Genomic DNA, 14,670 nt, shown 5'->3' on the forward strand with positions numbered 1-14,670 from the left:
GAGCGGCGGCGGCGCGCCGGGAGCCTAACGAAAATCCGGCGCGCCGGGGCCGCCGATCGCGCGGAAGCCCTGGAGGACGCGGAGCATTTCTACCGCCCTACGTAACGGCGGCGGGCCGGGACCGAGACGAGCACCTCGCCGCGCAACGCGGGCGGCGGCACGCGCTCGCCGTCGTGGAGCACCATCGCGGTGAGGCGCCCCCCGTAGACGGCGCCCGTGTCGATCCCGGTCGCCCACGCGTGCATCTGCGGCTCGCTGCGCGCGTTGTGGCCGAACACCACGTGCGGCGGGCCCTGGTACGTCTGGCCCCACAGCGTCTTGCCCCCGCGGCGCTCGACCGGCTCGCCGTAGCGGCCGAGGCAGCGCACGTACATCAACGTGTGCGGATCCTGCCGCTCGATCGGCAGCCCGGGGATCAACCCCGCGTGGACGACGCGGAGCCCGTGCTCTGGCAGATCCAGCCAGTACGGCAGCGTCTCGAGCCACGCCCAGTCGCGCTTGCGCAGCTGCTGCGCGGTCTCCTTCGACAGCTCCCCCAGCGGCTCGCCGCGCGGATCGCTGCGCCCCGCGCGCCAGCGGAGCAGCCGATCCTCGTGGTTGCCCCGCACCGAGATCGCGCCGAGCTCCCGGAGCAGATCGAGCGTTCCGCACGGATCCGGCCCGCGCACGATCAGGTCGCCGACCATGACCACCCGATCGCCCGACGTGAAGCCGACGTGCTCGATCAGCCGCGCCAGCTCATCCCGGCAGCCGTGGACGTCACCGATGATGATCGTGCGCGGCATCGCACACCCAACGTAGCAGGGACGCCCGGCTCAGGGGGCCTCCAGGCCCGGCCCCCCGAGCTCGGCGGCGCCCGCCCGGCGGCAACGCCCGCCGCCGCCGGGGGCCACGATCGACGTTTTTCCTTGAATTTCAGGTAGTTACGACTGCGTCGCCGGCCTCCGCCGCCGCGGCCGAGCGGGCGGGCTGGCCTGGGGCCGGCGCCCGCCGCGGGCGCGGCGGGCCGGTCAGGAGCGTTACGGGGAGTCGATCTTCGCGCGCTTCGGGATGACGACGATCCCGCCCTCGCTGACGAACCACTTCTTGCGGTCCTCCTCGAGGTTGAAGCCGATCTCGGCGCCGGCGGGGATCTCGACGTCCTTGTCGATGATGCAGCGGCGCAGCTTCACGTGGCGCCCGATCTTGACGTCCTCGAACAGCACGCACTCCTCGATGTGGCTGAAGGAGTTCACGCGGACCCGGTTCGAGAGCACGCTCCGGTGGATCCGGCCGCCGGAGATGATGCACCCGAGCGAGACGAGGCTGTCCGTCGCGATGCCGACGCGCGCGTTCGCCTCGTCGCGGAAGACGAACTTGGCGGGCGGGTCGTGGCTGATGCCCGTCCGGATCGGCCAGCGCGGGTTGTAGAAGTTGAACGCCGGCTGGATGCTGACGAGATCCATCTGGGCCGCCCAGTAGGCGTCGATCGTCCCGATGTCGCGCCAGTACCCCGCGCCCTCGTCCTCGCCAGGGACGCGGTTCTCGTGGAAATCGTAGACATAGACGCGGCTGCCGCTCTTCACCATCCGCGGGATGATGTCGCGGCCGAAGTCGTGCGCGCTGTCCTCGGTCGCGGCGTCCTGCTCGAGGACGTCGAGCAGCGCCGGGGTCTTGAAGATGTAGTTGCCCATCGACGCGAGGCACATGCCCGGCCTGCCGGGCATGCTCGGCGGATCCTGCACCTTCTCGTGGAAGGCGATGATCCGCCCCGCCTCGTCGCACTCGATGACGCCGAAGGCGCGGGCCTCTTCCTTGGACACCGGGATGGCGGCCACGGTCACGTCGGCGCCGCGCGCGAGGTGATCGTGCAGCATCTGGCGCACGTCCATCTTGTAGACGTGGTCGCCGCCGAAGATGCAGAGGTGCTCGGGCGACTCGTCGGTGATGACGTGCTGGGTCTGGTAGACCGCGTCGGCCGATCCCTTGAACCAGCTCTTGCCCGTGCGCTGCTGCGCCGGGACGGTCTCGATGAAGCTGTCGAGCATCGGCGACAGGCGCCAAGCTCGGGCGATGTGCTCGTCTAGCGACGCGCTCTTGTACTGCGTGAGGATCTTGATTCGGTGCAGGCCGGAGTTGACGAAGTTCGAGAGGACGATGTCGATGATCCGGTAGCGGCCGCCGAACGGCACGGCCGGCTTCGCCCGGTCGTGCGTTAGCGGGCCGAGCCGGCGGCCTTCGCCGCCAGCGAGGATCATCACCAAAACCTTCGACGCTTCGAAAGCGGCGCGCAGGGTCGTCTCGCGCATGGGACGGAGAGGGTACTCGATCGATGTTGCCAGCGCGAAGAGCGGAAACGCGCCCTCCGCGGTTTCACGGACGCCCGAGGGCCGGGAGAACGCCGCGAAGGCCCGCGTAACGCGCGCCCCACGTGCGTAACGAGCGAGCCAGCGACCCTCCCCCACGCGGCCGGCCCGCGCCGCGGCCGGCCCGCGCCGCGGGCAGCCCGCGCGCGTCGAAGGTCCCGCGCGCTCCCGCGCCGGCCCGCGAGCGGCCGCTCCGGCGGGGGAACGTCGACCTCCGCGGCGGCGCGCCGCCGCGTGGCCGCCCGATGAAGAGAGGGGGACGTTTCCGTTTCTCTTTACGATCCGCTCGCGGCCGTGTTAGCCGTTTCCGCCGCCGCGCGCGCACGCGAGAGGCGCCTGATCCGCACGCGGCGCACCGCCGTCCGGAGGCTACTCCAGCGCTGGATCTTTCCTGCCGGATGCCCCCGTCACGTTGACCTTGGAGATGCCATGAACGCCCGATTCGGTCGAACCCTCGCCGCCGCTATCCTCCTCGTCGCGGGCACTTCAGGGTGCGGAACGGACGAGCAGCCCTACCAAGCCAAGCCCGCGTTCAGCGGCCAGAAGCCGAACCTGCCCGCCGTGCCGACGCTCCCCGCGAAGAACAAGAAGCAGGGCGACGCCTACACGGTGTGGGGCGTCACGCACGACCTCCGGAGCCGCGTCCACTTCGAGGACGTGAACGGCAAGAAGCTCTCGATCGTCGGCTACATCGTCAAGACGAACCTCGCGGAGGCCCCGGCCTGCGCCGTCCACAAGACGGGCAAGGCCGACCCGCCGGACTGTAAGGCGCCGGTCCCGAGCTTCGCGATCGCCGACGAGAAGGGCGAGACGAAGGACGTGATCGAGGTGATGGGCTGGGCCTCGAACTTCGCGCAGATCTACAGCCTGATCGAGGCGATCGACCGGGCTCCGCGCGGCAAGGAGAACGAGGCGAAGCTCACCGACGAGTTCTGGGGGCAGGATCTGCCGAACCCGATCCCGGCCGTCGGCGCGAAGGTGAAGGTCACCGGCACCTACGGCGTGACGTTCACGAAGTCGACCGGCGGCGCCGCGGCCAACCCGAAGTACGGCATCATGTCGGCCGAGCAGATCGAGTACCTCGAGCCCCCGACCGAGAAGGCCACCCTCCCCGGCATGAAGCGGCGCCCCTGACGCTGCAGCCCGCGGCGGCGGTGCGCCGGAAGATGGAACCGCCAAGAGCGCCAAGGACGCCAAGAGAGAGGAAGAACAAATTTTCCTTCTCTCTTGGCGTTCTTCGCTTCTCGGCGATTTTTCTCTCTGCCTTCCGTCTCCGTGCCCTGCCCCCGCGCCGCCGCGGCGGGCCGCTTCACGTGAGGATCGACCGGATCCCGCTGCCCGGCTCGGTCGCCGCGGACTCGAAGATGGCGTCGATGAGGAGCCGCCGCATCGAATCGTCGTGCGCCTCCCGGGAATCGATGCGCACCAGCGACGCCGGCGCCTGGCGGATGACCGCATCGAACGACGCCGGCTCGAACCGGTACAGATCCTCCGTCACGATGACGGCATAGGGCTGCGAGGCCGCGATCGTCGGCCGGAGCGAGCGCAGATCGCACTCGCGCACCGCGACCCCGAGCCGCGCCCCCACCTCCCGGCACGCCGCGACGAACTCGGCAGGACAGCCGGCCACGATCACGAGCGGAATGGGCGGAGCGCTCGGGACCACGGCCTTGCGCGGCTTCGTACCGTCCTCCATAGGCGCCTCAACGTAGGCCATGTCTTGACTATGCCGGCAAGGGAATTGTTTCATCGGGCACCACGGCGCGCGGCGCGTGGTCCACGGCGCGCGACGCCTCGACGCTCAGCGCGCGCCGACCCCTTGCTGCACGTGCCACCCCCGGCCCTCCTCCGCGCCGATGAAGCGGATCCGCCCGGACCGCTCCATGTCGTCGACCAGCTCCTCCGCCTCGAGCTGCGAGATGTCGATCCGGTCGCAGAGCACGTCGCGGAACTGCGTCTTGCCCTGCACGTAGTCCGCGTCGATCAGCGGCCCCAGCGCGCCCGTCAGGATCTCGGCCGCCAGGTCCAGCGCCACCACGGGCGTGACCACGGTCTCGGCGGTCGTGCGGACGCTCTCGTCCGTTGTCTGGACCGCCGCGTCGCCCATCGCGACGCTCTCGTCTCCGGTGATGAGGGTGCCGTACTCGACGGTGATCCGATCGGTCGTCATGACTCCACCTCGCCCGCGCCCGGACCGGTCCGCAGACCGCGCCCGCACTTCCTTCCTTCCACGCTATGGAGCGGGGGAGCGCCGATCGGAAGCCGACGCCAGGGCGTCCCCGCCGGAGAAGTCGCTCCCGGCGGCGATTTCAGGCGGCAACCCGCGGCAAGATCAGGGAAGCTACCGCCCCTGCCAGGCCCATCGGCGGGGGGGCGCTGGCCCCCGAGTTCATGATGTCATCCCCCGAGGACCACGCTTCACGCCCGAGCCGCATGGGGGCGGTGCGCACGCCGATCCCCAGGGCGCAGGGGCTGATCGCGTTCCAGCTCGTCGGTCGGGTGCTGCTCCACGCGATCCTCGTCGGCGTGACGGCCGGCATCGCCGGCTCGCTGTTCTTCGCCGCCCTCGAGCTCGCCGAGCACGAGCTCCTCGTCGCGATCACCGGCTACAGGCCGCTCCGCGCGAAGGGCGAGGCGGTGCTCACCGGCGTGCACACCGGGCCGTTCCGGCCGTGGCTCGTCTGCCTCCTGCCGGCCGTCGGCGCCCTCGTCGGCGGGCTGCTCACGGCGAAGCTCGCGCCCGAGACGCGCGGCGGCGGCGGCGACGCCTTCATCAACGCGTTCCACCGGCTGGGCGGCAACATGCGCCGCCGCGTCCCGCTGGTGAAGGCGCTCGCCTCGATCTTCACGCTCGGCTCGGGCGGCTCCGGCGGGCGCGAGGGGCCGACCATGCAGATCGGCGGCGCCATCGGCTCGATCATCGGGCGCGCCCTCCGGGTGGGCGCGCGCGAGCGGCGGATCCTGCTCATCGCGGGCGCGGCCGCCGGCATGTCGGCCGTGTTCCGGACGCCGCTCGGGGCCGCGCTCCTCGCCGTCGAGGTGCTGCACCGCGACGACTTCGAGGCCGACGCGCTCGTGCCGTCCATCCTCGCCAGCGTCGTCTCGTACTCGGTCTTCATCTACTTCTTCGGCGAGTCGACCCTCTTCGCGCACGCGCCCCGCTACCCGTTCATCCCGGCCCACCTCCCGCTCTACGCCGCCCTCGCGCTCGTGGTCTCGCTCGTGGCCACGGTGTTCCTCCGGACGCTGCACACCGTCGAGCACACGATGCACCAGATCCGGCTGCCGATCTGGGCGAAGCCCGCGCTCGGCGGCCTCGCGCTCGGCGCGCTCGTGACCCCGCTGCTGATGCTCCTCGGGCCGCGCTTCGACCGGCCGGGCCAAGGGTTCGGCCTGCTGGGCGCGGGGTACGGGGCGGCCCAGGTCGCGATCACCGGGGCCTCGTGGATGCCCAGCGGGTGGACGGGGGTGCAGCTCCTGCTCGTGCTGCTCGCCACGAAGATCGTCGCGACCTCGTTCACCGTGGGCTCGGGCGGCAGCGCCGGCGACTTCGGCCCGTCGCTCGTGCTCGGCGCGCTCACCGGCGGGGCGTTCGGGCGCGCGGCGGAGCTCCTCTTCAACGACCCGCGCATCGACCCCGGCGCGTTCGCGCTCGTCGGGATGGGCACGTTCTACGGCGGCATCGCGCACGTGCCGATCGCCTCGCTCGTCATGGTCTGCGAGCTCGCCGGCAGCTACGACCTGCTCGTGCCGCTCATGCTGTGCGAGGGCATCGCCTTCGTGGCGCTGCGGCACAGCACCCTGTACCGCGCGCAGGTCGCGACGAAGCGCGAGTCCCCGGCGCACCGCGACGAGCTCATCGTCGACGTGCTCCGCAGCATCCGCGTCGCCGACATCGTCATCCGCAGCCGCCCGTTCGTGTCGTTCGAGGCGCGGACGCCCGCGGCGGTCGTGGTCGAGCGCATCGCGGCGTGCGAGTGGCAGGACACCTTCCCGGTGCTCTCCGAGGACGGCAAGGTCATCGGGACCATCGACGCCGAGATCCTCCGCGCCACCGCGATGAGCCCCGAGCTGTCGGGGCTCGCGATCGCGCACGACATGATGGCGAGCCCCGCCTCGGTCAGCGAGACCGCGGACCTGCACCGCGCGCTCCAGGTGCTGCTGGAGCTCCGCGTGCGCGAGCTCCTGGTCACCGACGGCGACGGCAAGATCATCGGCATCCTGGACGAGTCCGACGTCACGCGCGCCTACCACGACGCCACGGCGCAGCTCGAAGGTACGGCGCAGTAGGAGCCGCGCGCGCGTCACGGGCGTCCTCCGCGCGCGTCACGGGCGTCCTCCGCGCGCGTCACGGGCGTCATCCCTGCGCGTCATGGGCGTCATCGCGCGCGTCACGGGCGTCCTCCACGCGCGTCATGGGCGTCATCGCGCGCGTCATGGGCGTCCTCCGCGCGCGTCACGGGCGTCCTCCGCGCGCATCGCGAACACCGGCCGAACGCGTCGCTCGGGGCGCGCCCTCCGGGAAAAGGCAAGTTTTCGGCGCCCGCAGGCCTCGCCACGAACGCCCGGGCTTCACGCGCGCGCGGGCAGGCGGATGTCCTGGTCGCGCCGCGCGGCCGATCGCGATCTCGGGCGAAATGCCCACGCGCAGGGCCGCCGCCCGTTTCGGGAGTCTCCTGAGCTTTCAATCTTGGATTCCACGCAGCGACGGAACCAGCGGCGTGGGGGATACTCTGGTTCATCCCTGGAATTCGATCCGGAGAGCGCGCAGGGGAGAGTGGGCATGCTGGTCGATACGCTCGGAGGTCGGACGGTGCGGCGCAACGCAGAGGTACGAACACGCTCGAGCGCGCCCAACAGCCGCGCCAAGCTCGTGGTTGTCGTCGACGATGAGCCCAGCATCCAGGAGGTCGTGAGCATGATCCTGGAGAGCGAGGGCGGCTACGAGGTGCGCTGCGCCTCGAACGGGGAGGAGGCGCTGGCGCTGCTCGATCAGATCGCGCCGCCGGACCTGCTCGTCGTCGACATCATGATGCCGGTGATGGACGGCTGGGGCCTGCTCACGGCGCTCCGGCACAACGAGAAGACGGCGCGTATACCAGTCATTGTTTCATCCGCGTCTTCAAAACATGACGCGACGAGCCTCGGTGTCGCTCGCGTGCTCCCCAAGCCGATCGACTACGACGCCTTCCTGGCCGCGGTCGACGAGCTCACGCACTGCCGGGAGCGTCAGATCCTCGGCGCCGAGTAGGATCCGGCGCTCACGAGCGCGCGCGCCATCCAATCGAGCCCATCGAAACCGCAAATGGCCCATGGACCTCGAGGGCCGTCCAGCGGTAGCTTCACCCCAGTGTTGTTAGAGACCCCGGGTGCCGGCCTCTTCGCCGGCTACGCTCCCCTCCCCGGCGCCTACGACGAGCTGTTTGGCCCAGACGGCGCCCCACGACCCGAGTTCCTGCGCACTGCCACGCTCCTCGGCGCGTTCGCGCCGAACGAGTTCGCGCGCGCGCAGCAGCTCGCGGAGCTCGCCCTGCTCAACCAGGGCGTCACCTTCTCGGTCTACGCGGACCAGCGCGGCGCGGAGAAGATCTTCCCGCTCTGCCTCATCCCCCGGATGCTCTCCGCGGCCGACTGGGCCCACATGGAGCGCGGCCTCGAGCAGCGCGTCCGCGCGCTCGGCCTGTTCCTCGACGACGTCTATGGGGACCAGCGCATCCTGAAGGACGAGCGCATCCCCCGGGACCTCGTGCTCGGCTCGGGGCAGTACCTGAAGCAGGTCCACGGCCTGCGGCCCCCGGGCGGGGTGCGCATCCACATCGCGGGCGTCGACATCATCCGCGATCCGGCCGGGACCTTCCGCGTCCTCGAGGACAACCTCCGCACCCCGTCCGGCGTGTCCTACGTCCTGGAGAACCGGCTCATCAGCAAGCGCGTGCTGCCGCACCTGCTCGACAAGGCGCGCGTCCAGCGGGTCGACCACTACCCGGCCCGGCTCGCCGAGACGCTGCGCTCGGTGTCGCCCGTGAGCCCGAGCGGCACGAGCGCGGTCGTGCTCACGCCGGGGCCGTACAACTCGGCGTATTTCGAGCACAGCTTCCTCGCGCGCACGATGGGGCTCGAGCTCGTCCAGGCGCCCGACCTCTTCGTCGATCAGGACCAGGTCTTCGTCCGGACGACGCGCGGCCCGCGCCGGGTCCACGTCATCTACCGCCGCATCGACGAGGCGTTCCTCGACCCCGAGGCCTTCCGCCCCGACAGCCTGCTCGGCGTGCGCGGCCTGATGCGCGCCTACGCCGCCGGCAACGTCGCGCTCGCGAACGCGCCCGGCAACGGCGTGGCCGACGACAAGGCCGTGTACCCCTTCGTGCCCGAGATGATCCGCTACTACCTCGGCGAGGAGCCGATCCTCGAGCAGGTCCCCACCTACCTGTGCATGCGCGACGACGATCGCCGCTACGTGCTCGAGCACCTGCACGAGCTGGTCGTCAAGGCGGTCGACGAGGCCGGCGGCTACGGCATGCTCATGGGCCCGCAGTCGACCGCCGCGCAGCGCGAGGAGTTCCGCGCGCGCATCGAGGCGACGCCGCGCCGCTACATCGCGCAGCACCGGGTCGAGCTGTCGACGAGCCCCACCTGGGACCCGGCCTCCAGGGTCGCGGTCCCGCGCCGGCTCGACCTCCGCCCGTACGTGCTGACGGGCCGCGACGGCCCGTGGGTGCTGCCCGGCGGGCTCACGCGCGTCGCCCTCGTGGCCGGCTCGTACGTCGTCAACTCCAGCCAGGGCGGGGGCTCGAAGGACACGTGGGTCCTGAAGGGCCCGGGGGACGGCGCGGAGCGGCCCCCGTCGGTCGGCGCCGCGAGCCCCGCGCCCGAGGCCGCGAGCAACGGCGCCTCCAGCGCGGCGCCGCCGTCCTCCCGGCCCCCACCCTCCCGACCCCCACCTTCCCCGCCCCCGTCCGACCCCACGGAGGCCCCGTGATCTCCCGCGTCGCCGATCACTGTTTCTGGTTCGGCCGCTACCTCGAGCGGACCGAGAGCGTGGCCCGGATCCTCGCCGTCACGCAGCACCTCGCGCTCGACGCCGAGCTCTCGCCGCAGCAGTGCTGGCTGCCGGTCATCATCGTGGCCGGGCAGAAGGCGCACTTCGCCGAGGTGCACGGCGAGGACGCCGCGGCCGACGGCGAGCTCGTGCAGCGCTACATGAGCCTCGACGAGGACAACCCGACGAGCCTCCGCCGCTCGAGCTCCGCAGCGCGCTTCAACGCGCGGTCGATCCGCGAGGTCGTCAGCCTCGAGGCGTGGGAGACCGTCAACGAGCTCCACCTCTGGATGAACGGCGAGCAGGCGCTGGAGGAGTTCCGGTCGAGCCGCTACGCCTTCTACCGGCGCGTGCGGCAGCTCACCCAGCTCTGCCTCGGGCTCACCCAGAGCACGATGCTCCACGACACGCCGCTCGATTTCATCTGGCTCGGCGTGCTGATGGAGCGCGTCGGGCAGACCGCGCGCACGCTCGACGTCCACCACCACGCCCTGACCACGATGGAACAGCCGAGGTCCGACAGAAACGGCGCCCGGCAGGGCGGCGTGCCCCGGCGCCACCGGGTGGTGGAGACGGCGCTCTGGCTCTCGCTCCTCCGCGCCTGCTCCGGGTTCGAGCCGTTCATGAAGCTGCACCAAGGTCAGGTGAGCCCGCAGGCGGTCGCACAGTTCCTCCTCTTCGAGCCCCGCTTCCCGCGCTCGATCCGGCACTGCGTGCACGCGGCGTTCGCCCGGCTCTGCGAGATCCGGCCGCAGGAGAGCGCGACGCTGCCCGGGGGCGAGAGCCTCACGCGGCTGCACCTCTTGCACCAGTGGGTCGCCGACAGGGCGGGCGAGCCGTTCGATCCGCTCGCGGTCCACGCGGCGCTCACCCATGTGGTCGACGAGACAGCCACGATCTGCGACGGTATCGGTCGCGAGCTGCTCGGTTACGGGCCGCCCGACAGCAGTCCCTCCGCCACGAGCCAGTAGCCAAGACCCGCCGACGTATCCATGCCGAACCTCCTCGCGATGTCGTTCGAGGGCGAGCTCGCCCCGAGCTTCGATCTCACGTGCCTGCGCCCCGGGGGCAAGCTGCCCGACGGCTGGGGCATCGGCTACTACCCGGGGGGCGAGCCGAGCGCCTCGGTGCTCAAGGAGCCGGCGCCGCCGCAGGGGAGCATCCGCAGCGAGCTCGTGAAGGCGTGGGAGCACCTCGAGTCGTCGCTGCTCGTGCTGCACATCCGCACGGCGACGTGGGGCAGCATCAACGACGCCAACACGCAGCCGTTCAGCCGGAGCTGGGGCGGGCGCGACTGGCTGTTCGCGCACAGCGGCAGCCTGGTCGACCGGATCGAGGTCGATCCGAAGTCGCTCTTCCAGCCGGTCGGGTCGACGGACACGGAGCTCATCCTGTGCGAGCTGCTCCGCTGGATGGCGTCGGAGGGCCTCCGGAGCATCGGCGACATCGATCCGGCGGTCCTGCGCGACTGGTTCGACGAGATGAACGAGCACGGCCCGCTCACGTCGGTGCTCGCCGACGGCCGCGACCTCGTCGTCTACGCGGATCGCGATCGCGAGGGGGACGCGTTCCTCTGGGAGGTGCTGCCGCCGTACGAGCGGCTCGCGTTCGGGGACGAGGACCTCGAGGTCGATCTCACCCGCCGGGGGGTCAAGAGCCGCAAGGGCGTCATCGTCTCGTCGGAGGAGCTCAAGGTCCACGCGGGGGCGCAGCCCGCGACCTGGACGCGCGTCCCGCCGGGCCACCTCGTCGTGCTGCGGCAGGGCGCGCTGCGGGCCAGGGCGACCCCGCGCACCGACGGCCGCCGGGCGGCGCCGTCCGTGCCGCCGCTCTCGTCGCGCCCGGTCCGCCGCCCGACGCACGCGCCGATCCGCCGCTTCCACGTGGTGCACCGCACGGCGTACCACTACGCGACCGCGGTCGAGCGCAGCACGCACCTCTTGCGGCTGACGCCGGCGCACGACCGGCTGCAGGCGCTGCTCCACAACGAGATCAACCTGTCGGTCGAGGGCCAGCAGCGCGATTACGACGACGTCTTCGGCAACCGCGCGCGGCGGGTGCTGCTCGACACGCCGTTCAAGGAGCTCATCATCGAGTCGAAGTCGCGGGTGGAGCTGCTCGACACCGATCCGCTGAGCTTCCGCCCGCTGCGCGCCCGCTCGACGATCCCGCTCGTGTGGATGCCGTGGCAGCGGCAGATCCTGCAGCCGTTCCTCCTGCCGCCGGAGCTGGCGGAGAGCGAGCTCGCGGAGCTCATCGAGTACGCGATGACGTTCGTCGAGCGGAACGACTACGACCTGCTCGACACGCTGCTCGACCTGAACGCGTCGATCTTCCAGGAGTACGAGTACAAGCAGGGGGCGACGAACGTGTTCACGACGGCGTTCGACGTGTACGCGAACCGCCGCGGCGTGTGCCAGGATTTCACGAACCTGTTCATCTGCCTGACGCGGCTGCTCGGCGTGCCGTCGCGCTACGTGTGCGGGTACATCTACACGGGGCCGAAGCACGAGAACCAGCGGCAGAGCGAGGCGTCGCACGCCTGGGTGCAGGTGTACCTGCCGGAGATCGGCTGGAAGGGCTTCGACCCGACGAACGGGATCCTGACCCAGACCGAGCACATCCGCGTCGCGGTCGGGCGCAACTACATGGACGCGACGCCGACCTCGGGCACCATCTTCGTGGGGGGCGGCGCGGAGCGCCTCGAGGTCGACGTGCGGGTCGAGCCGATCGATTGAGGGAGAGCGCGGCTCAGGGCCGCTGAGGGAGAGGACGGCTCAGGGCCGCTCGGAGGGCGCGGCTCAGGGCCGCGTGGCGATCCAGTAGAGGAGCGCCGTCCTGCTGAGGCCGTCGTCGAGCGCGGTCTGGGCCTGCGCCTCCTCCCAGGCCGCCTCCTTGTCGATGGTCGCGTGCGCCGCGATGAGGAAGGCGTTCCACGGGTCCTCTGCGCCCGTCGAGGCAGCCTCCATCGCCGGCCACGCGTAGTTGACCCAGTCCTTCGAGATCAGCGACTCCGAGATGGGGGTGATCGGGAGGATCTGGATCCCATAGACGTACTCCGGGTTCTCCCCGAACCACGTCCCGAAGTCGGCCTTCGTGGACCAGAGGACGCCGACGGCGCCGTTCTCCTTGAAGGGCACGTCGTAGACCGTGCCGTTCGAGGTGATCTGCCAATACGTCTGCGCGGAGGCCGTCTCCATGGCGAGGAGCACCCGGCCGATGTTCTTCACGTCATCGTTCTCGAGCGCCTCGCCGAGCAGCTTCAGGCTGTACCAGGCGTTGACGGCCTCGGACGTCGACTCCTGGTTGCGGCCGTCCGCGAACGGGAACAGCCCCGATGCCCAGGAGTGCCCCCTGAACCAATCCATGCTGCGGAACGGCGTGAAATGCGGGTCCTTCGCGCTCGGATTCGCGATGTCGCGGGCGAGCCAGAGCACCTTGTCGGCGTACTCGTCGCGCCAGTCCGCGTCGGACTTCGCCAGGACGGCCGCGGCATAGAGGAAGTAGCCGTAGTGGAAGTGGTGATCGTTGTAATACCCCTGGCCGAAGTCGGCGGTCTCGCTCTCCAGACCCATGGTCGTCACGATGCCGCCCCACGTCGTGTCGTAGACGAAGGGATTCTCGTTCTCGCCGTTGAGCCACGGGTTGAGCTGCGACTTGAGCCGCGCCCTGAGCTCCTCGGCGAGGTCCTCCTTCTCGACCGCCTCGGCGATCTGCGCGAGGCGCGCGAGCTTCGCGATCTGCTTGCCCCCGAAATAGGGGTCCACGCCGGCGACGTCCTGCTTGGGCGTGAACGACCGCTCCTCCTCGAGCGCGTCCGCGACGATCTCGCCCCACTCGTCCGAGACGCGGCGCGGCGAGTCCCAGCCGATCGTGCTGAGCGGGTACACGAGCTCCCAGCTCGCCCCGGAGATGCCCTTCATCTTGCCGATCACGGTCGGATACGCGATGTCCGCGCCCTTCGCCATCTCGAGCCGCTCCTGGTGGTGCGGGAGGGCCATGGTCAGGAGATCGCCCTCGCCCTCCGTCTTCCAGACGAAGCGCACCGAGGCGGTGTCCTCGGTGACCGTCGCCTCGACGTCGCCGCCGACCGGGATGGCGGCGGCGTGCTTGTCGAGCTCCGCCGCCGCGTTCGGCCCCGGCACGAGCGCGAGGCGGAGCGAGCCCTCGTACGGCGCGCGCGCCACCATGGAGAGCGCGTCCCACTCGAGGGTGATCTCGGGGAACGCGTAGAGGACCCACGTCTGGCCGTTGTTGAGCGAGATCTCGAATCGATCGCCCGTGACCTCGGTCGGGCTCGTCGACTCGCCGTTCACCGCGGTGATCGCCACGCCGTCGCCGGCGCGCACGGACGGGCGGAGCCCGGCGTACGTGGTCGTGACATAGGGCATCCCGTAGACGATGGGCGCGGTCATGGTGCCGCCCTGCGCCTTCCACTCCACGGTGACCGAGAGAAGGTCGGACGACGTGACCGCGTGGCCGGAGAAGGCCTCTCGCGCGCTCAGGCCGAGGTGCGAGACATCCGCCGTCGTGACGGACGCCTTCGCCACCGCGACGTCCGGCCGGGAGATCGACAGCCCCTGTCCGAGCGCCTTGAGGTCGTACGGCGCGGCGTTGATCCGCTGATCGCCGGCGCCGAGCACGAAGTTCATCCAGGTGGCGTTCGTGGGGAGCGGGGCCTCCAGATCGGACAGGGCAGAGGCCGGCTCGAGCGGGTGCGCCGACTGCTCGAACTCCGGCTCGACCTTCGACAGCGGCTTGTCGCGGTCGAGCTCCCACGTCTCGACCATCACGCCGCCGGAGCCGCCGTCGCCCCCTCCGCCGCCTCCCCCGCCGTCATTGTTGGCCGGCGGGGTCGGCGGCTGCTCGTCGTCGCCGCAGGCGGCGATGGCGCACAGGCAGCTCAGCAACGTGAAAGTCCGTAGCATCGGATGCTTCAACATCATTCTCTTGCTCCCTCGCTCCAGCGCTCATCGCTCCACCTGATGTGAAGCGGATCGAGAGATGAGCCCTGGTGTCGTGGTAATTTCATCGATCTGCAAGCAACGGAGCAAGATTCTTTCACGAAGCGCCGGGCCCGTCCAGCCTGGCGAGCGCGGCGGACGCCGCGCGCGAAGCCGTCGCGACCTCATCAATCCGGCGATCGCCGTCGCACAGCCCGCGAATCGCTACGTCATTGTCCGATGGTCGCGATCGCGCCTGCCCGGAGGGCAGCTCGCATGTAGGCGGTAAACTATCAAGTTTATTGATATTTCTTCGCACATCGCCGCCCTCGCGTCCCCGCCC

The 14,670-nt window shown here is 70.7% G+C and carries 11 protein-coding genes; 6 read left to right on the top strand and 5 right to left on the bottom strand.

Annotated elements, in window-relative coordinates; translation table 11 throughout:
- Positions 1–89: 89 nt before the first annotated feature.
- Positions 90–785: a metallophosphoesterase gene (locus tag WME83_RS41290; RefSeq protein WP_437315199.1), complete on the bottom strand. Its 696-nt coding sequence runs from the start codon at positions 783–785 to the stop codon at positions 90–92.
- A 234-nt stretch (positions 786–1,019) separates the two neighbouring features.
- Positions 1,020–2,288 carry a glucose-1-phosphate adenylyltransferase gene (glgC, locus tag WME83_RS41295; RefSeq protein WP_061621780.1) on the bottom strand — a complete coding sequence of 423 codons (1,269 nt, stop codon included), beginning with the start codon at positions 2,286–2,288 and terminating at the stop codon, positions 1,020–1,022.
- A gap of 486 nt (positions 2,289–2,774) precedes the next feature.
- Here glgC and WME83_RS41300 point away from each other — a divergent pair, with 486 nt between their 5' ends.
- On the top strand, positions 2,775–3,479 hold the full coding sequence (locus WME83_RS41300) for a hypothetical protein (RefSeq protein WP_437315200.1): 705 nt from the start codon (positions 2,775–2,777) through the stop codon (positions 3,477–3,479).
- A 175-nt stretch (positions 3,480–3,654) separates the two neighbouring features.
- Here WME83_RS41300 and WME83_RS41305 read toward each other — a convergent pair whose 3' ends face one another.
- Both WME83_RS41305 and WME83_RS41310 read right to left on the bottom strand, forming a co-directional pair.
- Complete coding sequence (locus WME83_RS41305) at positions 3,655–4,041, bottom strand: hypothetical protein (protein ID WP_437315201.1); 387 nt, start codon at positions 4,039–4,041, stop codon at positions 3,655–3,657.
- A gap of 105 nt (positions 4,042–4,146) precedes the next feature.
- Positions 4,147–4,515 carry a hypothetical protein gene (locus WME83_RS41310; RefSeq protein WP_061629806.1) on the bottom strand — a complete coding sequence of 123 codons (369 nt, stop codon included), beginning with the start codon at positions 4,513–4,515 and terminating at the stop codon, positions 4,147–4,149.
- Between the two features lie 221 nt (positions 4,516–4,736).
- On the opposite strand from WME83_RS41310, the gene WME83_RS41315 reads away from it, so the two are divergent.
- The 5 genes from WME83_RS41315 (at position 4,737) to WME83_RS41335 (ending at position 12,122) form a co-directional block, all read left to right on the top strand.
- A complete protein-coding gene (locus tag WME83_RS41315) occupies positions 4,737–6,635 on the top strand; it encodes a chloride channel protein (protein WP_437315202.1) in 1,899 nt (632 codons plus the stop codon).
- Positions 6,636–7,128: 493 nt separating this feature from the next.
- Positions 7,129–7,596: a response regulator gene (locus WME83_RS41320; protein WP_020740151.1), complete on the top strand. Its 468-nt coding sequence runs from the start codon at positions 7,129–7,131 to the stop codon at positions 7,594–7,596.
- Positions 7,597–7,650: 54 nt separating this feature from the next.
- On the top strand, positions 7,651–9,324 hold the full coding sequence (locus WME83_RS41325; RefSeq protein ID WP_437315203.1) for a circularly permuted type 2 ATP-grasp protein: 1,674 nt from the start codon (positions 7,651–7,653) through the stop codon (positions 9,322–9,324).
- Positions 9,321–10,355 carry an alpha-E domain-containing protein gene (locus WME83_RS41330; RefSeq protein WP_437315204.1) on the top strand — a complete coding sequence of 345 codons (1,035 nt, stop codon included), beginning with the start codon at positions 9,321–9,323 and terminating at the stop codon, positions 10,353–10,355. Before WME83_RS41325 ends, WME83_RS41330 begins: the two co-directional genes overlap by 4 nt.
- Positions 10,356–10,376: 21 nt before the next feature.
- On the top strand, positions 10,377–12,122 hold the full coding sequence (locus WME83_RS41335) for a class II glutamine amidotransferase (RefSeq protein WP_437315205.1): 1,746 nt from the start codon (positions 10,377–10,379) through the stop codon (positions 12,120–12,122).
- A gap of 63 nt (positions 12,123–12,185) precedes the next feature.
- Here WME83_RS41335 and WME83_RS41340 read toward each other — a convergent pair whose 3' ends face one another.
- The gene (locus WME83_RS41340; RefSeq protein ID WP_437315206.1) at positions 12,186–14,312 is read right to left on the bottom strand and encodes a glycosyl hydrolase; all 2,127 of its coding nucleotides are present in this window, start codon (positions 14,310–14,312) and stop codon (positions 12,186–12,188) included.
- Positions 14,313–14,670 lie beyond the last annotated feature (358 nt).

Origin of the sequence: Sorangium sp. So ce385 (assembly GCF_051474135.1) — a bacterium.
GTDB lineage: Bacteria > Myxococcota_A > Polyangia > Polyangiales > Polyangiaceae > Sorangium > Sorangium cellulosum_D.